This is a genomic window from Oryzifoliimicrobium ureilyticum, from assembly GCF_037199735.1.
In the GTDB taxonomy this organism is placed as follows: domain Bacteria; phylum Pseudomonadota; class Alphaproteobacteria; order Rhizobiales; family Rhizobiaceae; genus Rhizobium; species Rhizobium ureilyticus.
Map to the genome: position 1 here is coordinate 68079 of NZ_JBBBVQ010000021.1, position 26288 is coordinate 94366.

The 26288-nt window shown below is 55.5% G+C and carries 24 protein-coding genes and 1 pseudogene; 4 read left to right on the plus strand and 21 right to left on the minus strand.

Features of this window, described 5'->3' with window-relative positions; translation table 11 throughout:
- Nucleotides 1-41 precede the first annotated feature (41 nt).
- Nucleotides 42-479 carry an Lrp/AsnC family transcriptional regulator gene (locus VQ830_RS23180; protein ID WP_337270530.1) on the minus strand — a complete coding sequence of 146 codons (438 nt, stop codon included), beginning with the start codon at nt 477-479 and terminating at the stop codon, nt 42-44.
- A gap of 125 nt (nt 480-604) precedes the next feature.
- On the opposite strand from VQ830_RS23180, the gene ocd reads away from it, so the two are divergent.
- A complete protein-coding gene (ocd, locus tag VQ830_RS23185; RefSeq protein WP_438618541.1) occupies nt 605-1654 on the plus strand; it encodes an ornithine cyclodeaminase in 1050 nt (349 codons plus the stop codon).
- Nucleotides 1655-1681: 27 nt separating this feature from the next.
- Here ocd and VQ830_RS23190 read toward each other — a convergent pair.
- The 9 genes and pseudogenes from VQ830_RS23190 to VQ830_RS23230 all read right to left on the minus strand — a co-directional run.
- Nucleotides 1682-1930: pseudogene (locus tag VQ830_RS23190) on the minus strand (LysR substrate-binding domain-containing protein); the annotation flags it as partial.
- A 15-nt stretch (nt 1931-1945) separates the two neighbouring features.
- Entirely contained in the window at nt 1946-2845 is a 900-nt protein-coding gene (locus VQ830_RS23195) for a carbohydrate ABC transporter permease (protein WP_337270532.1), read from the minus strand.
- A 10-nt stretch (nt 2846-2855) separates the two neighbouring features.
- Nucleotides 2856-3722, minus strand: coding sequence for a carbohydrate ABC transporter permease (locus tag VQ830_RS23200; RefSeq protein WP_337270568.1), 867 nt, complete (start codon nt 3720-3722; stop codon nt 2856-2858).
- A gap of 154 nt (nt 3723-3876) precedes the next feature.
- Nucleotides 3877-5187 (minus strand): ABC transporter substrate-binding protein, encoded by a 1311-nt coding sequence (locus VQ830_RS23205; protein ID WP_337270533.1) that lies wholly within the window; start codon nt 5185-5187, stop codon nt 3877-3879.
- Between the two features lie 124 nt (nt 5188-5311).
- Nucleotides 5312-6379, minus strand: coding sequence for an ABC transporter ATP-binding protein (locus tag VQ830_RS23210; protein WP_337270534.1), 1068 nt, complete (start codon nt 6377-6379; stop codon nt 5312-5314).
- Nucleotides 6380-6476: 97 nt separating this feature from the next.
- Nucleotides 6477-7262, minus strand: coding sequence for an SDR family oxidoreductase (locus VQ830_RS23215; RefSeq protein ID WP_337270535.1), 786 nt, complete (start codon nt 7260-7262; stop codon nt 6477-6479).
- On the minus strand, nt 7259-8245 hold the full coding sequence (denD, locus tag VQ830_RS23220) for a D-erythronate dehydrogenase (RefSeq protein WP_337270536.1): 987 nt from the start codon (nt 8243-8245) through the stop codon (nt 7259-7261). The genes VQ830_RS23215 and denD overlap by 4 nt, the downstream gene beginning before the upstream one ends.
- 38 nt (nt 8246-8283) lie before the next feature.
- Nucleotides 8284-9051 carry a FadR/GntR family transcriptional regulator gene (locus VQ830_RS23225; RefSeq protein WP_337270537.1) on the minus strand — a complete coding sequence of 256 codons (768 nt, stop codon included), beginning with the start codon at nt 9049-9051 and terminating at the stop codon, nt 8284-8286.
- Between the two features lie 173 nt (nt 9052-9224).
- Complete coding sequence (locus tag VQ830_RS23230; RefSeq protein ID WP_337270538.1) at nt 9225-10535, minus strand: MFS transporter; 1311 nt, start codon at nt 10533-10535, stop codon at nt 9225-9227.
- Nucleotides 10536-10973: 438 nt separating this feature from the next.
- On the opposite strand from VQ830_RS23230, the gene VQ830_RS23235 reads away from it, so the two are divergent.
- Nucleotides 10974-11162, plus strand: coding sequence for a hypothetical protein (locus VQ830_RS23235; protein WP_337270539.1), 189 nt, complete (start codon nt 10974-10976; stop codon nt 11160-11162).
- 26 nt (nt 11163-11188) lie between these two features.
- On the opposite strand, the gene hpaI is transcribed toward VQ830_RS23235, so the two are convergent.
- Nucleotides 11189-11998: a 4-hydroxy-2-oxoheptanedioate aldolase gene (gene hpaI / locus VQ830_RS23240; protein ID WP_337270540.1), complete on the minus strand. Its 810-nt coding sequence runs from the start codon at nt 11996-11998 to the stop codon at nt 11189-11191.
- 122 nt (nt 11999-12120) lie between these two features.
- On the opposite strand from hpaI, the gene VQ830_RS23245 reads away from it, so the two are divergent.
- Both VQ830_RS23245 and VQ830_RS23250 read left to right on the plus strand, forming a co-directional pair.
- The gene (locus VQ830_RS23245) at nt 12121-12828 is read left to right on the plus strand and encodes a GntR family transcriptional regulator (RefSeq protein ID WP_438618556.1); all 708 of its coding nucleotides are present in this window, start codon (nt 12121-12123) and stop codon (nt 12826-12828) included.
- A 108-nt stretch (nt 12829-12936) separates the two neighbouring features.
- Nucleotides 12937-13875, plus strand: a complete 939-nt coding sequence (locus tag VQ830_RS23250) for a dihydrodipicolinate synthase family protein (RefSeq protein ID WP_337270542.1) — start codon at nt 12937-12939, stop codon at nt 13873-13875.
- 95 nt (nt 13876-13970) lie between these two features.
- Here the strand turns inward: VQ830_RS23250 and VQ830_RS23255 are convergent, their stop codons facing one another.
- The 10 genes from VQ830_RS23255 to VQ830_RS23300 all read right to left on the minus strand — a co-directional run bounded on the left by VQ830_RS23255 (nt 13971) and on the right by VQ830_RS23300 (nt 26283).
- Nucleotides 13971-14951, minus strand: a complete 981-nt coding sequence (locus tag VQ830_RS23255; RefSeq protein ID WP_337270543.1) for an aldo/keto reductase — start codon at nt 14949-14951, stop codon at nt 13971-13973.
- A gap of 234 nt (nt 14952-15185) precedes the next feature.
- Nucleotides 15186-16247 carry an ABC transporter ATP-binding protein gene (locus VQ830_RS23260; RefSeq protein WP_337270544.1) on the minus strand — a complete coding sequence of 354 codons (1062 nt, stop codon included), beginning with the start codon at nt 16245-16247 and terminating at the stop codon, nt 15186-15188.
- A gap of 65 nt (nt 16248-16312) precedes the next feature.
- Nucleotides 16313-17830, minus strand: a complete 1518-nt coding sequence (locus tag VQ830_RS23265; protein ID WP_337270545.1) for a DUF5060 domain-containing protein — start codon at nt 17828-17830, stop codon at nt 16313-16315.
- A gap of 30 nt (nt 17831-17860) precedes the next feature.
- A complete protein-coding gene (locus VQ830_RS23270) occupies nt 17861-18748 on the minus strand; it encodes a carbohydrate ABC transporter permease (protein ID WP_337270546.1) in 888 nt (295 codons plus the stop codon).
- Nucleotides 18745-19662, minus strand: a complete 918-nt coding sequence (locus tag VQ830_RS23275) for a carbohydrate ABC transporter permease (RefSeq protein ID WP_438618547.1) — start codon at nt 19660-19662, stop codon at nt 18745-18747. The genes VQ830_RS23270 and VQ830_RS23275 overlap by 4 nt, the downstream gene beginning before the upstream one ends.
- A 69-nt stretch (nt 19663-19731) precedes the next feature.
- On the minus strand, nt 19732-20961 hold the full coding sequence (locus VQ830_RS23280; protein WP_438618558.1) for an ABC transporter substrate-binding protein: 1230 nt from the start codon (nt 20959-20961) through the stop codon (nt 19732-19734).
- 90 nt (nt 20962-21051) lie between these two features.
- On the minus strand, nt 21052-22938 hold the full coding sequence (gene apnL / locus VQ830_RS23285; protein ID WP_337270548.1) for a D-apionate lactonase: 1887 nt from the start codon (nt 22936-22938) through the stop codon (nt 21052-21054).
- Nucleotides 22935-23969, minus strand: coding sequence for a Gfo/Idh/MocA family protein (locus VQ830_RS23290; RefSeq protein WP_337270549.1), 1035 nt, complete (start codon nt 23967-23969; stop codon nt 22935-22937). The genes apnL and VQ830_RS23290 overlap by 4 nt, the downstream gene beginning before the upstream one ends.
- 80 nt (nt 23970-24049) lie before the next feature.
- Nucleotides 24050-24877 (minus strand): phosphogluconate dehydrogenase C-terminal domain-containing protein, encoded by an 828-nt coding sequence (locus VQ830_RS23295; RefSeq protein ID WP_337270550.1) that lies wholly within the window; start codon nt 24875-24877, stop codon nt 24050-24052.
- 74 nt (nt 24878-24951) lie between these two features.
- Nucleotides 24952-26283, minus strand: a complete 1332-nt coding sequence (locus tag VQ830_RS23300) for a four-carbon acid sugar kinase family protein (RefSeq protein WP_337270551.1) — start codon at nt 26281-26283, stop codon at nt 24952-24954.
- Nucleotides 26284-26288: the final 5 nt, after the last annotated feature.

Here is a 26288-nt window from a genome sequence, read left to right on the forward strand (position 1 = left end):
TGATCGACTGGTCTCTGCGGATCGTCGTTGTGATGCTCGCCTTAAACGCTGCTCAGCAATAAGCTGGTCTCGCTGTTCGATACTCCATCGATCATGCGCACCTCTCTTAAAACCCTGTCGAAATCCGAAAGGCTTGCTGCCCGTATGGCCGCAACGAGGTCCCAGTTGCCATTTGTCGTGTGGAGTGAAGAGATCTCTGGAATGCCTCTTAATCTGCGGATGACCTGGTTTGTCGCCCTGCCAATGACCTCAATCATCATCACGGCTTGAATGCTGCGATCATCGTAGTCCTGCTTTACCCTGATGGTATATCCGAGCAGGATGCCTCTTTCCGTCAGCCTGTCGAGCCGGCTTTGAACCGTGCCGCGTGCGACGCCGACCGCATCGGCGAGTTTGGCCAGCGAGGCGCGGCCGTCAACGCGCAGATGCGCGATGATCCGCTGATCGAGTTCATCAGGAATATACGGCTTGATGGACATGAGACCCTGACAATTCCGACAAACGCACTGTCAGATTTGCTCAATTGACTGCATAAAACAAGACAGTTTTGTCATTTTAGATGAGATGCACGTCTTGTTACACTCAGCTTTTGCGAAAGAAGATCATGACGCAAGCGCCCTCTGAAAAAGCCTATGTCCCCTTCGTCAGTGTCGCCGATATGATGAAACTCGTTCATCATATCGGGCTTCAGGACATGCTTCTGGAGCTGACAGATGCCATTGAGGCTGATTTCGGACGCTGGGAGAGCTTCGAAAAGATACCTCGGGTTGCCTCGCATTCTCGCGATGGCGTTATCGAACTGATGCCCGTTTCGGATGGCGAAGTTTATGCGTGCAAATATGTGAATGGGCATCCCAAAAATATGTCGAGCGGCTTGCAGACCGTGACGGCATTCGGCCTTTTGGCAAAGGTCGATACGGGGTATCCTGTTTTATTGACCGAGATGACCCTTCTCACCGCGTTGCGCACCGCAGCAACATCCGCAATGGCAGCGCGACATCTTGCGCCCGCCAATTCGACAACGATGGCGATGATCGGCAACGGCGCACAGGCAGAGTTCCAGGCGCTCGCGATGCAAACGGTGCTGGGCATCGAGGAGGTCAGGCTCTACGACATCGATCCCCTCGCCATGAAAAAGACTATGAACAATCTTGCTGGCTTTGGCCTGAGGACCGTAGCCTGCACTTCGGCTCAATCGGCGATTGAAGGCGCAGAGATCATCACGACCTGCACTGCCGACAAACAATTTGCAACGATCCTTTCTGACAACATGGTCGGAGCCGGAGTTCACATCAATGCCATCGGCGGCGACTGCCCTGGCAAAACAGAGCTGGCACCCGACATTTTGCTGCGCGCCGAGACATTCGTGGAATATACGCCGCAGACACGCATAGAAGGCGAAATCCAGCAGATGGCGCCGGATCACCCTGTGACGGAACTCTGGCAGGTCGTGAAGGGTCATAAGACAGGACGAAGCAGCCCACAGCAGATCACCCTGTTTGACAGTGTCGGCTTTGCCATCGAGGACTTTTCAGCCCTTTGCTATGCCGGTGAGAAGATCAAAGGAACCGACTTTTATCAGCAGATTGATATCATTGCCGACCCCGATGAACCGCGTGATTTGTTCGGCATGCTGCAAAGAGCCAGGTCCTGATCACGCTTGCTATCTTTCTTCCGCTGATCAAAGTCTTTCGGGGCTCTTCATCGCGAGTTGCGCCACAATCTCGGTGCGTTGCCAGTCGATCGACAAGAAAACCGACAAAGCTGTGGACTTTGGTTGCGATAGTCGGTTTGCCGGATAGACCACATGTACAGGGATCGTGGCGATCTCCCGGCCTTCGAGAAGTCGAACAAAGCGACCGTCGCGCAGTGCCGCCCCGACAACGAATGTTGGAAGCAAGGCTATTCCCGCGCCTTCCGAAGCCGCAGCAAGAAGGCTCTGTCCCTATTCCTTAACGGCGCCCGTCATGGACGAGACGTAGTAATCGACAAAGAAGGAATAGAGGATAACGACCGGTAGCGATCCGAAAAGCGCGCCGGCCATCAAGGAACCCCATTCAAAAATATCGCCGCGGACCAATTCTGTCAGCACGCCAACGGGAACCGTCTTGTTTTCTGAGGACTGGATAAAGGTCAGCGCGTAGATGAATTCGTTCCACGACAGGGTGAAGGCAAAAATTCCTGCAGAGATAAGACCCGGAACTGCCAGTGGCAGAATGACCTTTAGCAGGATTTGCCATCGGTTTGCGCCATCGACCAATGCGCTTTCTTCAAGCTCGAAGGGAATAGAGCGAAAATATCCCATCAGCAGCCAGGTGCAAAACGGAATGAGGAACGTGGGATACGTGAAAATCAGCGCCAGCCGTGAATCGTAGATCCCGATTTTGAAGACAATAAAGGCAAGCGGAATGAACAAGATGGAAGGTGGCACGAGGTAGGCAAGGAAAATCATGAGCCCGACGGAGCGTGAGCCGCTGAAGCGGATGCGCTCGATCGCGTAAGCACTCAGGACGGAGGTTGCAAGGGAAAGAAGTGTGGCAGCCGAAGCAACCAGCATCGTATTCCACAGCCATCCGGGATAGGACGTCTCGAACAACAGATATTTGATATGGTCGAGGGTCGCGCCGACTACCCAGAAGGGGCTGTAGTTTTCATAGTCCGTCAGCTGCGAGTTCGGCTTCACGGCGGTGATCGCCATCCAGTAGAATGGAAACAACAGGACGAAAACGAACACAGCCATCGGCAGGTAGATGGTTACAATCCGACGCGGCAATCGGTTGAGATAGGACATGCCCTGACTGTTATCGGTAAGCGCAGTGTCGGCACTTTGTAGCTTTACGTTCATCTTCGACCCCTCAATCGCCGCCGCCCTGCTGCCACTTGCGTCGCTGCAGACCGAAAAACGAGAACATGATGGCGGCAAGCAAAAAGGGTATCATCGCAACCGCAATGGCTGCCCCTTCACCAAGTTGACCGCCCGGAATAGCGCGCTGGAAAGACAGGGTCGCCATCAGATGCGTGGCGTTCACAGGCCCACCCTTCGTGAGAACATAGATCAGCTGGAAGTCCGTGAAGGTGAAGAGCACCGAAAACGTCATTACAACGGCGATGATGGGAGTCAGCATCGGGAGCGTCACATAGCGGAAGCGCTGCCAGCTGGACGCGCCATCCAGCGATGCTGCTTCCTGAAGCGAAGCAGGAATGGTCTGAAGGCCTGCAAGCAGCGAGATGGCGACAAAGGGAATGCCCCGCCAGACATTCGCGGCAATGACCGAGAGACGCGCATTGGCGGGGTCGCCAAGAAAGTTGATCGGCTGGCTTATCAGCCCCAGTTTCATCAATGACCAGGAAACAATGGAAAATTGAGCGTCGTAGATCCACCAGAAGGCAAGGGCCGACAAGACGGTGGGCACGACCCAGGGCAACAGCACAATCGCGCGAAAGAACGACTTGAACGGCAAATGCTCGTTCAGCAGTAAAGCAAGCCATAGCCCAAGCGCGAATTTCAACACGGACGCCACAGCTGTGTAGAGCATCGTGTTGAAGACGGACAACCAGAACACGTTGTCGTCCCAGAGAAATTCGTAGTTCTCAAGCCCGATGAACACACCATCCCGGCCGATCTTGGTATCGGTGAAACCCAGCCAGACCCCTAGACCCAGCGGATAGGTCAAAAAGCAGATCAGAAAGACCGCCGCCGGCACCATGAACAGGAAACCCATTACGTCTCGGTTATTGCCAAGACGCGACAGCAACGATCGCTTTGGCAAGCCTGGCTGGGTCGTCGTCGTCGTCAAAGTCATGATCATTCGCTCCGCAAAACCATCTGTGTTGGGGAGCGCAGCCAATGCCGCGCCCCCGAGGGTGTCCTGGCGGCTAAATCCGATAGTAGCGATTGGCGCGTTTTTCTGCGGCCGCAACGGCATCTTCGGGCGTTGCAGCGCCCGTGACGACGGAGGCAAACATATCGACGAGCACGTAGTCTGCCATCACGGCGGCGGATGCGAGCCCGAGCGGGCCGGCATAACCGTTTGGTCTCAAGGTTTCAGAAGCGCGTGCATAAGGTGCGTGGATCGGATTTTCCGTCCAGACCGGATTATTGGCAAAGGCCTTGAGCGGCTGGCAGCAATAGGCGCTGGAGCCCTTGATCCAAGCATTTATCTGATCTGCCTCCATCATGAATTTGATGTAGGCTTTGGCGGCCTCAGGATACTTCGTGTGTTTGAATAAGAGCAGCGAGCTCGTCTGATGAAGTTCCACACTCTTTCCGACCGGGCCAACAGGAAAGTTGATGCTACGCATGTCGTTGGCGATTTCCTGCAGCTTGGGATCGTTCTTGGCAGCGTAGTAGATGGAAACACCGTTGGCGGTGAGCGATATCTGCCCGGCCAGGAATGCGCGGTTGTTGTTGATATCGAGCCAGCTTTCCGTGCCGGGGATGAAGGTGGCGTAGAGCTCCTTGGCATAGTTCAAGGCAGCGATGGTCTCTGGCGAATTGATGGTAACCTTCCCACTTTCATCCACCATCTTGCCGCCATGGCTCCACAAGAGCCAATGGGCATAATTATTGCCATCGCCAACGGCCTTGCCATGCGGAAAGCCTGCAGGCGTTCCCTTCGCCTTCATGGCTTTGCAAAGCTCGAGAAAGCCCTTGGTGTCCTTTGGAAGCTCATTGAAGCCCGCCGCCTTCATATGACTTTCGCGGTAGACGACGGCATTGCCGATCGCTGTCAGAGGCATCGCGATGAACTTGCCGTCACGCGTCGCGTAGCCTTTCAGCCCATCGTAGAAGCCGCCATATTTTCCGTCGAGATAAGTGCCAAGTTCCGTCAGCTCGGTGAGCTTGTCTGGATACTGATGGGCATCGTCGAACCAGCACATGACCAGATCGGGTCCCGAACCAACATTGGCAGCGACGGCCGCCTTCGGGCGGATATCCTCCCAGCTTTCCTTGTCGATCCGAACATCGACGCCGGTTGCCTCGGTGAACTTCTTGGTATTGGCGAGCCAAGCCTCCTCATCGCCCTTTACAAACGGCGTCCATCTTAGCAGACGCAAACTTGCACCTTTCTCTGGCGTATAGCTCGGCTCAGCCGCAAACGCCGGCCCGAGACCAAGACCCGACAAGCCTGCGGCGCCGACAAGGCCGGCCGTACCGGCAAGGAATGTTCTTCTCTTGAACGTCATGATTTACCTCCTCCAAGGTCGGGACTTTTCATGGCGGCTAGGCTGTCCCAATGCGAAAGCCGCGGCGGCATATCCTATCAGGTGCTCGACAGCGGCTCCTCTCCGCTGCCAAGCCCTGTGGCACTCAATCGAGAAGCCGCATGCCGGTCTGTTCGTCGAACAGATGAACATGCTGGTGATCGATGGCGATGGTGATCGATTCGCCAGGTGCAACCTGCACCCGCTCACGGAAGATACAGGCGACCTCCGTGCCGCCGAATTTGGCGACGATATGCGTTTCATAGCCCGTCGGCTCAATGACAACGACTTCAGCCGGCTGGCCGGCCGCATCGAGGCGGATATATTCGGGTCGCAGGCCATAGACGAGAGCTTTGCCGACAGCGTTGGGAAAGGCATGCGGCAGCGGCAGGCGCGTCCCATCGCCCGAAATGAAAACATCGGGGGCCGATGGAGAGAGCGTTCCCTTGATCATGTTCATTGCGGGAGAACCAATGAAGCCCGCAACGAAGAGGTTGTTGGGTCGGTCATAAAGCTCCAGCGGAGATCCGATTTGCTCAACTCTTCCATCATGCATGACCACGATTTTGTCTGCCATGGTCATCGCTTCGATCTGGTCATGCGTGACGTAAACCGTGGTGGTTTTCAGTCGCTGATGCAGTTCCTTGATCTCCGCGCGCATCGCTACCCGAAGCTTGGCATCCAGGTTTGAAAGCGGTTCATCGAACAGAAATACCTGCGGGTCGCGCACGATGGCTCGCCCCATGGCGACACGCTGCCTTTGCCCCCCGGACAACTGCCGAGGATACCGGTCAAGCAGCGTGTTGAGACCAAGAATACCGGCGGCATAGTTGACGCGCTTATCGATCTCTTCCTTTGAAGCGGAATTGAGCATGAGCGAAAAGGCCATGTTCTTCGCCACGGTCATATGCGGATAAAGCGCATAGTTCTGAAACACCATGGCAATGTCGCGCTCTTTGGGCGGCAGATGATTGACGGATCGACCACCGATCCGGATCTCTCCGTCCGAAATATTCTCTAGCCCGGCCAGCATCCGAAGCAGTGTTGATTTCCCGCAGCCAGAGGGCCCGACCAGAATAACGAACTCGCCGTCCTCGATAGCGATATCAACGCCTTTGATGACCGGAAAAGCCCCAAAGGACTTCCTCACCCCCGCGAATTCCACGTTCGCCATGCTATTCCTCCCCCAATACTTACATCAACTTTTCCAAAGAACCGCCGCGGTTTCCTCCTGACCGCTACGGCTCTGTCTTGTCGCTCTGCCGTACGACCTACCCCCGGCCGACGAAGGGCATTTTCGTTGCCATGACCGTCATCGTCAGCACATTGGCATCAAGCGGCAGGCTGGCCATATAGAGCACTGCATTGGCGACATGAGCTGCGTCGATCGTTGGCTCTACTGCGGTGGTTCCATTCGCCTGAGGGACCCCGGCACTCATCCGTTGCGTCATTTCCGTAGTCGCGTTGCCGATATCGATTTGTCCGCAGGCAATATCGAAATCACGACCATCAAGCGCGGTGGATTTCGTCAAACCGGTGATCGCGTGTTTGGTTGCCGTATAGGGAGCGGAATTCGGGCGAGGCGTCGTTGCTGAAATCGAACCATTGTTGATGATGCGGCCGCCGCGCGGCGACTGAACCTTCATCAAGCGAAAGGCATGTTGGGTGCATAAAAACGCGCCCGTCAAATTGACGCTGACAATGGCGCTCCACTGCTCGAAGCTGATCTCCTCCATCGCCACGCCCGGCAGGCCCATGCCGGCATTGTTGACGAGAAGATCGAGCCTGCCGAATTCTCGGCTGACGACATCAAAGAGTGCGGCGACCGAACTTGGCTCCCCGACGTCCGCAGAGATGGCGCGAAGGCTACCGCCCGTTTCGGCAGCAAGGTCATCGGCTGCCTGCTGCAAAACATCCATGCGCCGGCCGGTAATGATGACCTTGTAACCGTCTGCCGCAAGCGCCTTTGCGATGGCTTTGCCAACCCCTGTGCCACCGCCCGTTACGAGAGCGACAGCTTTACCGTCCTGCGATCTGCCGCTGGCAGGCATACTCATTGCAGATTTCCTCCAAGCTCGTCTTCAATATGGATTTTGATGATTTCATCGAAACTTGTTTCGGCGCTAAATCCAAGAGATTGCGCACGCGAGGCGTCGAACTGCGTCGGCCAACCCGCAACGATCTTTGCAATCGTCGGATCGGGCTCATGACGAATGAGACGAACGGCTTTTTCCCCTGCGATACGCCTTAGCGCCTCGATCTCTTCGCCAACGAGAGCCGACAAGCCCGGCATCGTCAGATTGCGGCGCGGCCCAATCGCGGCTGTATCCATTTGAGCTGCGTGGAGGAAAAAGCCTACGGCGGCACGCGGGCTTGCAAACCAGTGCCTGACGTTTTCATCGACCGGCAGAACTGCCTCCTTGCCGGACAACGGTTCCCGCAGAATGTTGGAAAAGAAGCCCGACGCGGCCTTATTGGGAGTGCCGGGCCGAATGCAGATCGTCGGCAGCCGTATCCCCACCCCATCGAAAATGCCGCGGCGCGAATAATCAGCCAGGAGGAGCTCGGCAATGGCTTTTTGGGTGCCATAGCTGGTAAGGGGCGTTGTGAAAAATTCCCCTCCAATGACTTCGGGAAAGGGGGCGCCGAAGACAGCGATCGAAGATGCAAACAAGACACGTGGGACGTAATGTTCCCTCAGGCCTTCATGCCGGATTGCCTCGAACAGATTTTGCGTTCCGGTAAGATTGACGGCATAGCCTTTCTCAAAATCAGCCTCTGCCTCGCCCGAAACGATCGCAGCAAGATGGATGATGAGGTCGGGACGGCTGGCAATTAAGGAGGCGGCCGCCTGCGAAGTCGCGAGATCAAGCGAGCGACTGGTCGTTATCGATGCCAGGTCAGCGGGCACAGAAGGCGCAATGACATCGGCAAGCGTCAATCGATCAATCGGGGTCCCGTTGATCGTCTGCGTTGAAGCGAGAGCCTCAACCAGCTTCCTGCCGATCATTCCGGCCGCTCCGATAATCATGACATGCATATGCTGACCTCCCTTCTCACCTCCCATCGCCGGCTTGCTTATGCCGAAGCAGGAACAGTTCTTTTATTCTTTCCCGGTATTGGTGCTAAAGCGCGTGTGGTCTCGTAAATTCGCATCAGGTGGCGACGGAAAGCGCTCGTCACCCGTTCCGGATCCTTCTGCTTCAAACTCTCGACGATCTCCGCGTGGTCGGCGTAGCTGGAATCGATTGCTCCGGGCAGCGCCATGGCGAGACGCCGATGATCCATGAGGTAGCCGTAGAGATCGATGACAAAGTCACGAAGCAACGGATTTGGACAGCTGCGATAGATGGCCAAATGAAATTCCCGGTCGCAGATCAAGAACCGCATCGTGTCTGCACCGATCTTAGATTGAACGTCCAGCAACGTCTCTAAGTGCTCGATCGTCTCGCGAGACATCGCTTCAGCGGCACGCGCTACGACATCCAGTTCGACGAGAAGGCGAGCTCCATGAACGGCATCCAGATCATATCGATCTATGGCGCCCGACGATGCGATAGTGATCGGCAAATCGCTCAAGTCGACGTTGGCGACACGGCTCCGCGCCCCTTGGGAAACTTCGACAAAGTTCTTGCCGACAAGGGTCTGGATCGCAGCCCTGACCGTTTCCCGACTGACACGCAGGAGATGAGCGAGCTCTCTTTCACTCGGAAGTTCGTCTCCAGGCTGCAGCATACCGGTCGCGATCAATGTCGTCAGCTTTTGCGACACGAGATCCCGCGCCGTCAGACGCTCGACCGCCCCGCCCATGATTTCAGTTTTCTGGAGAATGCCACTTCGCTTCATGCTGCGCCATCTCTCGCTGCCGGATTGCCCGACCGAACTGGTCTGCTGGCCCGACCAGCGCGCCAGTGGTACCGCCATCTCGACACACGGTCAACGCGAATTCGTCGCTGCACTGCAGCAGGAAAATGCCTTACCGCTTTCAATATGGCGAAGGCAGCGGAGAGGCGCACCTATCAGTCTTCGTGAATCAGGCTTGAATGTTTGGTGTCTCTCATCCTGACATAAACGATCAAGGAAAAGCCGATCATGATCGTGACGTACCAGAAGAACCAACTCTCGTGCCCGATGTCCTTGAACTTCAGTGCTACCCATTCGGCTGTTCCACCGAAGATCGTGTTTGCAAGCGCATAAGGCAGCGCAACGCCCAGTGCGCGGATATGGGCTGGGAAGAGCTCCGCCTTTACCACCGCATTGATCGAAGTATAGCCGGTGACGATGAGGAGACCGGCCAGGACAAGGAAAAATGCCACTATTGGATCCTTCGTCCCAGAAAGAGCTGTAAACAGAGGATAAGTGAAGAGAACGCCAAGGACGCCAAAGCCGACCATCAATGGCTTGCGACCGATCCGATCGGACAGCATGCCAGCAAGAGGCTGACACAGCATGTAGATGAAAAGAGCAAGGGTGGTGATTTCAGTCGCACTCTCTTTCGAAAAACCCGACGTGTTGACAAGAAATTTCTGCAGATACGTCGTGTAGGCATAGAAGGCGAGCGTGCCGCCTGCCGTCAGGGCCAAGACCATCAGCGCTTCCTTGGGGTAGTGCTGAAAAAGAGCAAAGCCGGTCGACTTCGCTCTATCTTGAGGAGTGGCATTTTTAAAGGACTGGGTCTCAAGCAATCCGCGGCGAATGTAAAAAACCGCAATTGCGAGGACGCCGCCAATGCCGAAGGGAATTCGCCAGCCCCAGGCCGAAAGCTGATCCGGCGTCATGAGGCGTTGCAAAATGAGCAGGACGACAAGAGCGAGCAACTGCCCGGAAATCAACGTCACATACTGGAAGCTCGAGAAGAAGCCCCGCCGCTGTTTTCCAGCCATTTCGCTGAGATAGGTCGCGCTGGCTCCATATTCACCACCGACACTGACACCCTGCAAGAGCCGCGCCAGAACGAGGATGGCAGGGGCTGCAATGCCGATACTCTGATAGCCGGGTGTCACCGCGATCATCAAGGACCCGAGGCACATCAGTGTGACGGAGAGCGTCAAGCCTGCCTTGCGACCATGCCGATCGGCATAGATGCCCATGAACCAGGCACCAATCGGCCGCATCACGAAACCCACCGCGAATACAGCGGCGGCGCTCAACAGCTGCGCTGTGGCATTGCCGGAAGGAAAGAAGATCGGTGCAAAATAAAGAGTAAAGGCGGAATAGACATACCAGTCATACCACTCGACCAGATTACCGGCAGAGCCGCCAATAATCGATTTCAACCTGCTCTTTTGGCTGAGATCGGAATTCGGCGCTGGCGAGATATGCGTGTGCATGACTGCTCCATCGGTAAGCAACGATCGGGGGCGGATGGCCAAACGCGGAACAGGAAGCAAGTCGCAGCCGTCTCCTAGCTTGAGACGATCTTTGGCAATACGACGACAAACCTCCCTTGATCGTCTGCGCCAATAAGCTCTGAAAACGCCTCCCCGCGAATGTCAGCTAACAAATCATCATTGCAGTCGAAGAGCAAGTTGCGGCAGTGACAGTAAATCCCGTCAATTCACCTGAGAAAGCTTATCTTAGACACGATGGACTTGTTGCATGGCAGGACGAGTCCTAATTCTTGCCAATGTTGCGACTAGCATTCAGTCGATCGACATCGAATGTCATAACAGGAATGGCGCTCTTAAGTGACCGTCTTTAAATACACGCGGGACATTCTTGCAGGCCGTGACGGATGCGATGGCTGCATCTAAGGATGAGGAAGACCAATGTTTCTTGATACAAAGAATCTCGGGCCTCGGCCCGAACCGCTTCCCGAACGCCCAAGACCGAAGCTTTCTCCTCGCCAGGAAAAGACCTTGGTCTGGATCGTGACCTTCAATCTGCTCTTGATGCTGATCGCGCCGATCGGCGGCGCAACCGTCATCAATGGGATCGTTGCTCTTTTCACACGCTGATACTCCAGCGCTGCCGAATAAACGTTTCAGTAGACCTTGACGTCCGTTGTACGACCTTCAGCCGGCACGGCTGCATCGAAATTTTCGCGTAGCTTTTTCGTAGCTTCAGCGAACAAGGTGACATCGGCGCCAATCGCAATGAAGGCCGCTCCAAGATCAAGGTAGCGTTTTGCAAGACCAAGATCGCCCATCAGGATGCCCGCGGCTTTACCATGCGTTTGGATCCGCTTCAAAGCATCTTCGATCGCCGCCTGCACCTCCGGTGCACTTGGCCGACCCAAAAAGCCCATATCCGCGGCAAGATCGGAAGGACCGATAAAGACTCCATCGATGCCTTTGGTAGCGGCTATCTCGTCCAAGGCGGCAAGGCCCGCACGGCTTTCCACCTGAACAAGCAGACAAATCTCGTCATTCGCATTGCTCAAGTAATCACCGATCCGATTGAAGTCCGAAGCCCGCCCGATCGAGGCGCCGACACCGCGTACGCCATGGGGAGGATAACGCACTGCCTTCACCAGGTTCTCGGCCATTGCCTTGCTATCGACCATGGGGATCAGCAGCGTCTGTGCACCAATATCCAGCAACTGCTTGATGAGATATGTCTCTCCAGCAGGGGGGCGAATGATGGGATGCGCAGGCGAACCGCGCATCGCCTGAAGCTGCGTGACCAAGGTCGGAATGTCATTGGGCGCATGTTCCCCATCCAGCAGCAGCCAGTCATACCCAGCGCCGGCGCAAATCTCCACGCTATAGGCGCTGGCAAGGGCTTGCCACAAACCGATCTGCGGGCGGCCCTCTTTGAGAGCCTGCTTGAAGAGATTTTTTGGCGCGGGCATGGCTTGTCCTTTAGTCGATTATGCGTGACGGATATTACGTGCTGTTATGGCCTTGCTCAGCACAGCGCGTCAAATCGCTTTGAATGGAACTGCTGCTGGATCGGAATAATGAGGGGCGCTTGATCGTGAACGACATTGAAAAACAGACACATCGTAGAGGCTTTGGTGTTTCGACCGTCTATGAAACACTTCGAAATGAAATCATTGAACTGCGACTAACACCAGGCAGCCCGATCGACGAACAACAACTTGCCGAGCGTTTCGACCTGTCACGCACTCCGATTCGAGAGGCACTTGTCCGATTGTCGGCCGAAGGCCTGATCACGACATTGACCAATCGCGCCACGATCGTTTCAAATATCGACTTCCTCGGTCTTCCCGCATTTTTTGACGCCTTGACCTTGATGTACCGCGTCACCACGCGCCTTGCAGCCGCAAATCACCTCGAAGAGGATCTGAAAGGAATTCGCAAATGCCAGAAAGGCTTCGAAAAGGCCGTTTTGGCGCGCGACGTTCTTGGCATGATCTCGGAAAACCGTGCCTTTCATCTCGCCGTCGCAGCAGCCGGACGTAATAAATACTACCTCGATCTTTTCGCTCGTCTGCTTGATGAAGGAAGCCGTCTGTTGAGGCTCTATTACTCTTCCTTCAACGACATTCTGCCTCAGCAATACGTGCGCGAGCACGAGGATATAATTCAGGCGATCCTGCTGCGGGACGTCGCGAAGGCGGATGGACTGGCCCTCGCCCATGCAAACCAGATCGTTCAGCAAATCCGCGATTACATCACGGAGGACAAGCGCCAGAATCTCGACCTTTCCTTCGGTTGATTTACAGAAGCTTTGTATTTTATTTGTCGACAAAGCTCGGCTGGAATGGTAGTGAAGGCTTACCGTTCAGTCCACGGCGAAAAGCCACTATCAATCGCGAGATACACAATGACGACGTCCGTATTTCAGGGTTGCATCCCTGCCCTCATGACCCCGTGCCGCTCCGACCGTACACCAGATTTCGACGCGCTGGCCCGAAAGGGTAAGGAACTGATCGAGCTTGGCATGTCCGCTGTCGTTTATTGTGGCTCCATGGGCGATTGGCCGCTTTTGACAGACGAACAGCGCCAGGAAGGCGTCAAGCGCCTTGTGGAGGCCGGCGTACCGGTCATTGTCGGCACGGGCGCCGTTAACACGAAGTCGGCGGTCGATCATGCCGCGCATGCCGCGAAAGTCGGCGCAAAGGGGTTGATGGTTATCCCGCGCGTTCTGTCGAGAGGCTCGTCCATCGCAGCGCAGCGTCATCATTTCTCCGCCGTTCTGGAAGCAGGCAACGGCCTCCCCGCTGTCATCTACAACAGCCCCTATTACGGTTTTGTCACACGTGCCGATCTGTTCTTCGAACTACGCGCGCGCCACGCCAACCTCGTCGGCTTCAAGGAGTTCGGGGGCAAGGCTGACATGACCTATGCGGCGGAAAACATCACCTCGGGCGACGACACCTTAACGCTCATGGTCGGCGTGGACACTGGCGTCTATCATGGCTTTGTCAATTGCGGCGCAGGCGGCGCGATCACCGGCATCGGCAATGCCTTGCCGAAAGAGGTGCTGCATCTGGTGGATCTCTGCGAGAAGGCAGCGCGCGGCGATGTTGACGCACGACGTGACGCCAAGGAGCTCGAAGAAGCGCTCATGGTCCTATCGACTTATGACGAAGGGCCCGACCTTGTCCTACATTATAAGTATCTCATGGTCCTCAACGGCGAAGAGGAATACGCGCTTCATTTCAACGAAACGGACAAGCTTTCCGAGGCACAGCGTCGCCATCTGGAAAATCAGTATCGTCTGTTCAAGACATGGTACCGCGCACGTTACGCAGCGGCCTAACGACCGAACGCTATCGACAGAAGAAGCGGCACCTGATCATTACAAGATCATGGTGCCGCCGCTCATTCAGTGCAGGAGATCAAAGAGACCGGCTCTCAAGAGAAACCTGCAACTGAGTGGGCAACATAGGGTACTTCCAATTCTGCCTTTTCTTCGGCGCTCAGCTTTACGCTCAGGGCCGCGACCGCATCATCAAGATGCTGAAGTTTGGTTGCGCCGATGATCGGGGCGGTAATTTCGGGCTTACCCAAAACCCAGGCCAGCGCGACCTGCGCGCGGGCGATGCCGCGCTTTTCAGCAACCGCGGCAACGGCGGAAACCACGCGCTTGTCAGCATCTGCGGTCTTGGCATAGAGGGTTTTGCCAAACTCGTCGGTTTCGGCACGGGCGGTCTTATCGTCCCAGTCACGCGTTAATCTGCCGCGAGCGAGCGGGCTCCAGGGAATGACGCCGATGCCTTCTGCCTTGCACAGCGGGAGCATTTCCCGCTCCTCTTCTCGATAGAGAAGATTGACGTAATTCTGCATGGAAACAAAAGGCGCCCACCCATTTGCCTTCGACGTTGCGAGCATTTGCGCAAACTGCCAGGCAAACATGGAGGAGGCACCGATGTATCTCGCTTTACCGGCGCGCACGACGTCATTGAGCGCTTCAAGTGTCTCCTCAATCGGCGTTTCGTAATCGAACCGGTGAATCTGATAGAGATCGACGTAATCGGTGCCCAGTCGCCTGAGACTGTTATCGATTTCGGACAAGATCGCCTTGCGCGATAGGCCTGCGCCATTGGGGCCGGGCCGCATGCGACCATGCACCTTCGTTGCAATCACCAATTCGTCACGCTTGGCAAAATCCTTGAGGGCTTTGCCCACGATCTCCTCGCTCGACCCATCCGAATAGACATTCGCCGTGTCGAAGAAATTGATGCCGAGTTCAAGTGCCTTGCGAATGAATGGGCGACTTTGCTCCTCTGGCAAGGACCAGGAATGGTTGCCACGAGCCGGATCGCCATAGCTCATACATCCGAGGCAAATTTTAGAGACTTGAAGGCCGGTACGGCCAAGACGGGTATATTCCACAGGAACTATCCTTCTCCAGATTTCATCATGACGATGCTATTGGGGGACTGGCAACCGCCACGAGCTGTTTCTTCCGAGGGTCCGGGGGCTTTATTATCTATGGAATGCGATGGCTGCATTCATCAGGCCCAGGACAATGTTAGAGATAGGTCCCGTTACAGGTTTTGAAAGTGACTAAGCAGAACCAATACCATATGTAGAAATTCTACGATCTCGCACTTGCCTGACAAAAGGTCACAGTCTCAGCTGCGTCGTCGGATCGAAGAAGTGCAGCTTGTCCATGTTGAAAGATAGCTTCACGTGATCCTCAGGCGAGATCCCGATACGCTCGCGCGCCACCCAAGTAAGCTCTTGCCCGGCAATCTCGACAGAAATTAGAGTCTCGGAGCCTGTCGGCTCGACCACCTTTACGATCCCTTCGATGCCGTTTTCGGGATCGAGCCTGATCTCCTCGGGCCTAACTCCTATGATAACGGACTTCAATTGGGTGGCGGGCAGAGCGTTCATAGCCAGATGGCTTCCATCCGACAGACGAACACCTGTCCTTCCTTCTTTCACAAGAGCTGTCTCAAGGAAGTTCATGGCTGGCGAACCGAGGAAGCCGGCAACGAAGATATTCCTCGGCCTGTCGTAAAGCTCAAGCGGAGAGCCGATCTGCTCGACCTTTCCATCCTGCAGCACGACGATTTTGTCCGCCATCGTCATAGCCTCGATCTGGTCATGGGTGACGTAGACAATGGTCGATTTCAAACGCTGATGAAGCGCCTTTATCTCCGCCCTCATTTTGACGCGGAGCTTCGCATCCAGGTTGGATAGAGGCTCATCGAACAAGAAAACCTTGGGATCGCGCACGATGGCACGTCCCATGGCAACGCGCTGTCTTTGGCCGCCCGAAAGCTGACCGGGCTTTCGCTTCAACAAAGGTTGCAGACCAAGAATGCTGGCCGCCTCCCCGACCTTCCGCTCGATCTCGGCCCGCTTGACCCCTGCAAGCTCCAACGCGAAGCCCATGTTTTGCGCCACTGTCATTTGCGGGTAAAGCGCATAGTTTTGGAAGACCATCGCAATATCGCGATCTTTTGGCGGTAGATGATTGACGACCCGACCGCCGATGCTGATCTCGCCGCCGGAAATGGTTTCCAGCCCTGCGATCATCCGAAGCAGCGTCGATTTTCCACAACCCGACGGACCCACAAGAATGACGAACTCGCCATCGGTAATTTCGACGTCAACGCCTTTGATGACATCGACGGCACCGAAGGATTTCTTGACGTTGTTGATGGTCAGTTCAGACATGAAGGTTTGTTCCTTGCCGCTCGATAGCCTGTGCAATCCTGGTTTGGTTACGATCAATCGAGACGCTAGCGCTTCATTGGTCGGACGCGCACAGCAAGATATGGCTTACCAGGCAGCTCAATGCCGAAGGCCGCATCAGGCTTTCCACCGCGCACAATATCTCCATGCCGCGTGGGATGCGTGACGGGAGCCTCTACCTTCTTTGCGGGAGTGACTGTCATGTTCCAGGTATCGATAATATCGACCTCGTAGTGGTCACCATCCATGGGCAGACCAGAAGACCAAACAATCGGTTGATGCTCGCCAAAATAGATCAGTCGGACATCGCCGTCTCTGGCGCCCGATACGCGGCTCCATGGCCAGTCGTGAACAGACCCTAACGGCTCAAATCCGCTGTTTGCATCCTCTTCCAGAAGATCGCGAAGGAAGCCTATGCGTTTCCATGCTTCGCCTCGCAGTTTGCCACCCTTCGCCCACCAGATGAGATCTTCCGGATGAGAGTAGGTTTCACCGTGGCCTGCATAGCCTCCACGGGTCAGCGTGATCCAATAGCGGTGGACCAGCTCTTGCGCAGTGATGTTGCCCCAGCACTGGATGATATTGCCTTCGTATTCCGGCTCGTCATTGATGACGGGCTTTCCATAGTCGTCGCGCCATTCCTGGGTGCGCTTTACATCCCAATTCTGGATGCAGGTATGAGTCACCCAGGGCTTGCGGTGATCGAAGTTCATCCGAACATCGCCGTTATGGATCGAGCGCAAATGCTGGTAGGGATCATTCTCCTCCAGAATGTGGAAATATCGGTCCCACTGAGCCAGCGGCTTTGTGTTCAGGAGAAAGTCGTATTCATTGGCGAGAGACCACCAAACATTTCTATAGGCCGAGAGCCGCGCGGCAAGATAAGCGACATAGCGATAATCCTGCTCTGCCGACATGTCGGCATATCCCCATCGATCATAGGGATGGAAGATGATGATATCGGCCTCGATGCCGATCTCGCAAAGCGCCGCCACCTGTGTTTCGAAATGTCTGAAAGCCAGTGGATTGGGCTGATCGAAATCTTCCTTTCCATCAGGACCAGACAAAAAGCACGCATAGAGCGGCTCATTCGTGTTGTAAGGGTAATCTTTCGGGAAAACCCCCATGCGGATCTTGTTGAAACGCGTCTGCTTCAGGGTCTCGAGCGTTTGCGCCTGCATCGCAAGCGGCTGATGCGTCCAGGCATAGCAGGTCGTGCCGAAGGGCAGATAGGGTGAGCCATCCGCATAGCCGAAATGAAACTGATTGCGGACTTTAACAGGCCCATGATTGTTTTTCGTTGCAGGACCGACAGTCAGCTGACCGGTCTGGCCGTCAAGTTCGGCCTGCTCCGAACGCGTGATGAAACGCCACTCGCCTTCTTCGTCGGGCATGAACCGGATCTTGTAGATCCCATCACCATCGTAAAAGCCGGGCACCCGAACCTCGCGGCTTTTCTGCTTGAAGATCGCGTCGAAGGCGATCTCAAGGAAGGGATTTCCGGTCGAAGGTCCTTGAAAAGATGCCTCAAACATCCCCCACTTCTCAACCGTAACGTCCGACATCGTGTTCTCCTGCATTCGCATTATCGGAAATCAGCCCTTCACCGCGCCGGACGTCAGACCGGAGACGAAGTATCGCTGAAATATAAGGTAAACGAGGGTAGCGGGCATGACCGTCATGACGATCGCTGCATTAAGCTGCCCATAGTCGCTGGAAAACTGCCCCTGGAACGACATCAACCCTAGCGGCAATGTCCACATGGTCTGATCCTGCAAAAGCACCAGCGCCATCGCAAATTCATTCCATGTCGACACGAAGTCGAGAATGAACAGTGCCGCGAGAACGGGGAGGCAGACCGGAAGGAAGATGCGCCGGAACACTGTGAAATGGCTGGCGCCATCGATCAGAGCGGCCTCCGAAAGTTCCTTAGGAATCGCCTTGAAGAAGCCGTGCAAGATAAAAACCTGATAAGGCACACCGAAGGCGATGTAAGGCAGGATGACCCCGGGATAGGTATCGATCAATCCAAAGGAGTTCACCATCGTGAAGATCGGAGCCAGCATCACCTGGAAAGGGATCATCGTTCCAAACACGACGACAAGCAGCAGCAGCTTGCCGAACCGGAGTTTCATCTTTGCCAGCGCATAGGCCGCCATGGCTGAGAGCAGAAGACCCAATGGCACCTTGATGACGCTGATGATCACGCTGTTCAGGAATGACGAGGCAAAATTTCCGCGGCTCCATGCGCCAGAAAAGTTGTCGACTGCAATTTCCGTCGGAAGCGAGAAAGGACCAAAGCCGGTGATATCGGCCTGTGTTTTGAGAGACGTCAGAACGATGAAAGCAAAAGGAGTGAGCCAGATCGCTGCAAGAATGATCAAGGCGACCCACAGGATGATCAGAACCGGATCGCGCCGCGAACCAACAATGTCTGACGTATGATCAGGCTTTGCGGTGACCTTCGGGACAACGGTGCTCATTGCTCGCTCTCCTCGCGTCGCTGGCTCCATCGAAGGTAGGGAATGACGATGCACATGGTGATGAGAAGGAGCACGACAGAGATTGCCGCGCCTCTTCCAAAGTCGAAGATCTGCATGGCTTGCGTAAAGGCCCAAAGCGCCAGCATCTGCGTCGACTGCGCAGGTCCGCCTCCCGTCAGGCCATAGACGATATCGAAGGCCTTCAAAGAGGAAATGATCGAAAGGACGAGAACGATCGTAATTGTTGGCCGCAGAGCGGGAAAGGTCACATGCTTGAAGATTGCCCAGCGTCCCGCGCCGTCGATCCGCGCGGCCTCGACCAAGGTCGCCGACACGTTCTGCAGGCCAGCCAGAAACAGAACCATCGAAAATCCAACGGATTGCCAGAAATAGCCGATGAAGGTCGAGTAAAGCGCGACATTTCGGTCACCAAGCCAGTCCTGGATCCAGCCTGGCAGGCCGAAGGACGTAAGCAGTTGGTTGAAGAGGCCGAAGAACGGGTCGTACATCCACTTCCACATCGTTGCCACGGCAATCGGGGCGATGATCACAGGCAGATAGAAAATGGCGCGCATGACATTGCGCCCAAAGATTTTCTGATTGAGGCCAAGCGCCAAAAGCAGGCCCAGAGAGGGCGGAAAGATCAGACACATTACCGTCCAGATGACGGTATTCTTGAAAGCGATCCAGAAAACAGGGTCATTCGTCAGGATATATTGGAAGTTTGCAAGGCCTACAAAGTCGCGATGCGGATCAAGACCGTTCCATTTTTCGAAGCTCAGGATGACGACGTCGAGCATCGGATAGAGCGCGAAAATGGCGTAGATGATGATAGCCGGGCCCAAGAGAATAAGGGCCTGAAAGCGCGTATTGTGGAAATAGCGTTGCACGAAGGACTTCCTTCTGCGGTTCATGCAGATCTGTGCCGTCAAGGATGATCCTCGCCCGTATGCGCTATGCGCGAAAACGGGCGAGGCAAACAGTTAGTGGCGGTTGCTGATAAACGTCTGAAGCTGTTTGCCAGCAGCGGTCGGCTCCATATTTCCGCCCGCGACTTCGTTGATCACCCGGAAATATTCCGTCGTGACATCGAGCGGGAAGGCCTGATCGCCGTTCATGTAGATCTTGTCGTAGGTCTTGAAGATATCCAACCACTTGGCATCGAGCGGACGTTGATTGGCATATTCGACATTCTTGTTCACAGAGGTCGAGCTGATCTGTCCCAAAATGGCCTGCTGCGTATCTTTCGAGATGAAATAATCGAGGAATTTCGCAGCAAGGTCCGGGTTTTTGCTCTTGGTGCTGACGTAGTTGTATTCGGCAAAGCCATAAAGCCGCTTCGTGTTTGTCGGGAACGGGAACATCCCGTAATCGTCAAGCTTTCCAGCATCGGCGAGCTGCGAAACCAGCCAGTCGCCCTCAAGCATCATCGCTGCGCGGCCGGCGACAAAAAGACGGAACGACTGCTTGTTATCGATCCCCATGAAAGGTTGGAGCGTGTAGTCCTTCGTCCACTTTGCAAATTCTGTAAACGAGTCATTGACGCAGGGTTCTGTCGACCAGTCCGCTTTCATCTGTTTCAAGGCATCGTGCTTTTCCGCACCGCACTTGGTCTCAAGGATCACATCCATCAGACGCATAACGTGCCAATTGACGGAGCCGCCGAAGGTGAAGGCCGGAATTCCGGCAGCCTTGAGCTTTTCGGCATCGGCGAGGAGCTCTTCATAGGTCTTGGGCTCTTCTTTAATCCCTGCCTTCTCGAAAAGCTTCTTATTGTAATAGACAGCTTCGCCTTTGAAGGTAAACGGCACGCCATGGATCCCGCCGGGATAAAGATCGCCGAACGCCGCCGCCGAAGGCAGCAACTCGTCCTTCCACTTGTATTGTTGGTAGTATTTGTCGAGCGGGAGAGAAAGACCTGCCTTCACATACTCCCCGCCAAGACCCAGTCCAGCCCAGCTGAAATAAATGTCCGGGCCGCGGTTGGAGCCTGCGGCCACGCGCAGCGCCGTCTTATGCTCGTCGACAGCCCTCTGCACGAGATCGACTTTGACGCCGGGATTGGCCTTTTCAAAATCGGTAATGACCTTCTTGAGCGCCTGATTGGCCGAAGGTGCGTCGTAGTTCAGCGTCCAAAAAGTAAGTGTTTCCGCACGTAATGTCGTTGCAGCAAAACCGGCCGCCGCCACGGCGACCGCCGCAACCTGAGCCATCCTCCTCATCAGCATGATATTTCTCCTCCTATGTTATAAATAATTGTGCAAATAGCAGCACATCTGTCAACTGGTATAATGAGGTGATGATTATCTGATTCGGTCTCGGCTTTGAGCGGTCAGCGGGACCGTCAGGATTTCGAAAGGATCGAGACGCCTTAAACCTTTGCTCTCAAAATTAGCGACCGAAAAAGCCGATAAATCGACATCTTGCTGGGATGGCGTCAGATTCACGAGATGGAGCGCAGAGTGATTTTCTCGCTGAGCGATTGCCGCTAAAACATCAGTCGGCGAAGCCGATATTGCCTCAAGCCAAACCGTACCTGCCAGTTCGATCAAAAGCTTGATTGCCGAATATATTGGCCTTAAACCCCCGGGCGCAGTTGGCTCGCCCTCTTTGGCGACAAGCCCAAAAGGCCCAGTGAGAGCCGAGAGCGTCAGGCATTCAAGCTCCGCATCGAGCATACGTATGGCGTAGCCCATGGCGAAGGCTTTGCCGAACTTTCCATTATGTCTTGGATCGCGGTTGGCCATCGCAATACGGCGGTTATCGGGGTTGTCCATCGTTCGGCTGCCATACGGATTTTGCCGCATGGCGATGGTGGACGGTCCGATCCGATAGGCTTTGTCGCCGTAAATGGCGCGCGTCGACCGCGTAATGAAGGGGATTGCTTCGAGTGTCTGCATGATGCTGAGGTCGTCGGCGGCATGCACGATCGGGTTGGTGCAATGGCTGATGAACGATAGCTGCGATGACGGGACGCGCTTGCGATTGAGTTCCGTAAAGTAGCTCAGCATTCCGCCGCCGATCCGGCTCTCCGGGAAAGCAATATGCGCGGCCGCATAGATGTCTTCAGGCGGCGGGCAGTCGGGCCACGCACTGCCAGGCGGCGTTGACTGACGGTCGATCGCGGGCGATATCATGATGGCATCTGGTTTGAAGCCTGCCGCCTGCATCTGAGAGGCGATCTCGCGGCACTCGTCCAGCGGGACGTTCTGACAGGGCAGCGCGATTTCGAGTGCTGTGGCGACCGGATATGACTGCGCGATTTTGGAAAAATCTTTGAAGACTTCTCCGGTGTGGCCGGCAAGAGGATCGAAATGAAAAAGCAATTCCTGCGGCGCGAGTTCTGAAAGCAGCGTGGATTTCTTGATGGTATCAAAGGCGTCTTCTGGGCGGACGATTACGCCGATCTTGGGAAACAACCCAGACTTGGTGCCAGGCGTAACTTCTATGGCGGTCTTCTTTGTTGCTTTGGCGCTTGCCGCTTGCGGGCGGGTATCGCGTATCTTCAAGACGACTTTCTGGCCGGTCGTCTCGTTTGCCGGCACGAGATAGGGCCAGGGAAGCGCCAAAGGCCGGACATAGGTTTTGTAGGAGGCATCAGACCAATTTCGCTGATCCTCCATCTCAAAGGTATCTCCTTCCATCCTGCACTCTGCCTCTACGCCGTCGCAGACCGGATGCGTGATCGCACGCATTGCCATGAAGGGTTGCCACGGCTCGATCAGATCAGGAAGGTTAGTCTCCTCGGTAGAACCGTCTGTGTGTTCAACGGTAACGGGGCGGCCCGCAACGCCGGTAATCGGGTGAAGGATGCAGAAGCCGCAGCGGTTGGTCTCGAAGCCGGTCGGCGAAGAGGCGTCGGCCTCGAACACAAGCCCGTCATTTCCGCCGGTGATGCTGACCGCAAACATAAGCGACGTTTCGTTGGGCCCTTTGCAGTTTGCCCGATATTTGATGGCAAAGCCTTTGTCCGTCTGATCGATATCGAGATCTTCGATGGTCGGGCTATATGTTCCCCAGTCCCGATCTCGAACGACATAGGCAATCGCACGCAAGACCTCGACGCCGTCATAATGGATGCTGCGCAAATTGCCACCGACTAGATCGACCTCAAGAAGACCAGCCTTCAGCCGAACCGGGGGATCTTCCCGATCCCGCGTTCCGTATAAAAGAAAGACATCGTCGGTCATCGCAGTAGACTTTCGATTTCGACGGGCTGCTTGGTTCGCGCGCTTTCATAGGCAGCTTCCACCAAGGCAAAGGTCTTCAAATTGTCCGCCCCTGACGTCGAAGTTTCCTGTCCTGATTTCAGCCGTTCTATCCAATGCGCTTGGATGGCGAAGACGCTTTCTTGGATATTGTGCCAGGGACGCGAGGCCCAGCTCAGAAGTTTCGGCGACACATCGCTGACACGCGTTCCGGCATCGTTGGTAATCTCCAGCCGATAACCCTGATGCAAGCGCAAGCTACCTTTGCTTCCATCCAGCTCGATCAGCGTTTCGGGGAATGGCTCCTTCGAAAGTTTGCTCGCATAGCTGACATCAACAATTGAAGTCACCGCGCCTTCATGATCGAGCAGCATGGTCGCCACATCTTCGCCCTTGATCTGCGGGTTTACACGCTTGGTGCGGGCGATCAGTGCTGTGACGTCGCCGAGAATGTAACGGGCAATATCAAGTGTGTGAATGCCGAGATCTTCAATGATGAAACGCTTACCTTCCGCGAGGTAGGGTTGGCCCGAGAAGACATCGAATGCCGAGCGAAAAGAGAACCGACCCCAGAAAACGTCACCAATAACGCCGCTGTCGAGCGCATGGCGGACGGCCTGTATCGGCGCTTGCCAGCGAAAATTCTCATGCACCATCAATGGCACACCTGCGGACCTGCATGCCGCGACCATCGCCTTGGCATCTTCTAAGCTTGGAGCGAAGGGCTTTTGACAAATAGCCGGAACGCGATGCGACGCCGCCATTTCGACGAGGAGCCTATGGCTTTGGACCGTCGTTGCGATATCGACGAAGTCAAATCCGCCATCCTTGAACAGCTCCGCCGCATCAAGATACCGCCTCCCGATGCCGAACTGATCTCCAACGAGACTGAGGCGCTCCGGGTCACGATCGCAGATGGCGACAATCTCGGCATCCGCCACATCGCGCCACGCATGCATCTGATTGACAGCAAAAAATCCGCAGCCAATCAACGCTCCACGGTACACGGCCATTCCTCACTCCTCCCAACGGCATAACCGAAACTCCTCCAGGCGAGATAGGGGCCAATGCATGGCCCTTCCCGCGCTGCAGGTCAGGTAATTCGCTTGATGCTGTCGGTGATTTCCTGCGGCTCGAATACCTTTTTCCAGTCATCGCGCATGAGGGCCGGAATACCGAATTCGATGGCCTTGTTGCAGGCATCGGAGAACACGCCCTGCACCTCGCCAAAAATGACAGCACCCAGAACGTTCATGTGGCCCAGGAGGAAATCTCGCGCCGCTTCTTGCGGCACGCCGCGCCGAACGCATTCGTCCATCGCCTGCTTCATCACAACAAGCAACGAGGCGCAGACAGTTTCGGAAAGTCCCGGCTCCAGCAAAGCCATCTGCTCAACGGTCACCCGATGCGAGCGCATGACCGGCGCCCAAATCGTCTCGGCGATCTCTTCGCCAAGAGCATAGGCCTCTTCTGGACCCTGCATCAGAGCCGATACGATATGCTGTTTTGCAAAAAGACCGCCGAAATGATCCTTTTTCGCCTGCATATCGGTTTCATCATTGAAAATAGGCGGATGACATGGATGGGTCACAAAATAATGTAGGTCGGACCGCTCGGGAAGGTGACCGGCAAACGGAGCAGCGGCATCAAGCGCAATGACCATCGTACCGGGCTTCAGCTGATCGACGATCCCTGCCGCAACCTTGCCAATAGCCGTATCTGGAACAGCAAGGATGACAACACCGGCGCCATCAAGGCCTTCCTGCGGTGAAACGCAGTCGAGCCCGAGCTCGTCTTTCAGTCGCGCCTTTCCGGCGTCGCTTACCTCGACATGCCGCACCTCAAAACGAGATCCCTTTAGATTTTTAGCAAGCCGGTAGCCCATTTTACCGCCGGCACCAAACAGAGCAATCTTTGTCATTTTCACACCTCTCGCGAAGCATTGCTAAGCCAACTGGTATAATGAGTCAATCACTACATCACTTGACTTTGCTTCTACCTGTGACTTTGACCGTCGCGAATTTGGGAGAAATAATCGTCGCCGCCGACTTGGCCGCCCTTCAAGGCGATCTGCAGACCATCTGTAGGCGGATATGCGCCATGGGCTGTGCAGAGCGGGGACCCAGGTGTTTGCGGCAAGGGAAGAAGCGTCGTCAAAGCGTCGACATGAAGCTTCTTCAGAGCATGGCTTGACGTATCGCCACCGGCAATTACGGCGCGGGGCAATCCTTCGCTTTCCACCAGCCTGCGGAGGATATCTCCAAGATATTGACCGATCAGGTGGCGAGCGCCGGCAACATGATCAATGTCTGCACCTCGATCCGCCTTCGGACCGAGCGCAGTATGAAGGATGACGCTTCGTCCCGATCGAAGGACGCGCTCCGCCCTCTCCAGAGCCTGCCGAATTTCAGCTTCAGGGTCCGATAGAAGAGAAACGGGATCAAGATCGATACCATCGAAGCCGTCTTTGAGTGCTGCCCTGATCTGTCTTTCGGTGGTGGGAGAAACGCTGCCCGAAACGACCGCAAGGCGCTCCACTTTTCCGGGCGGCGCAAACTCTACCGCCTCGCCAAGCAAGCCTTCCTCCCGCCAAGCCTCGAGCAGCGCATATTCGATGCCTGACGATCCCACCACGAAGCGCTGGCCTTTTCGCACAAGACGCCAGAGTTCGCGGCCGACAGCATGCTGCGTTTGCGGACCATCCACGTCGAGCATGAGAACGGATGCTTCCTCGACAAGTTTATCGAGGACCTGAGAAGATCGAGGCGCAACAAGCGTGGCAAGATCGGCCAGCGCGATCGGTAGCTCAGTCTGTTTGGAGAGATGGCGCACAAGATCGGCTTCGTCCATCGGTGTGACCGGATGGCGGCTCATGACCGGATGGCGATCGATGCGATAGACATGTCCCTGATAGGCCGCGAAGAGATTGCCGAAGCAAGTGTAGCGCTTCAACTGCGGCGCGCCGACGACAAGGGGAACGCAGGACTGCTGAAAGAGCTCTCTGCCTATCTCGATCGCCCTCCCGACGCTGCCGATGCCGGGACTGGAATCGAAAGTCGAGCAGACCTTGTAATGAGTCACATCAGCCGAAAGCGACCGAAGCCACTCGAAGGCGGGCCCTAGATTAGCCTCCATCCATCCGGGGGTCTCGCTGCGGCTTGTTCCTGCAATTCCCATGGCGCGGCAATCGGCGAACCTTCGGCGCATGTCCGTCGTCGGGATACCCAGGAAGAGCACGGTCGACACACCCCGCGACGCCAGCGCCTCCATCACGTCGGTCGAACCCGTGAAATCGTCTCCGTAATAGCTCAAAAGCAGATTGGTCATGACCG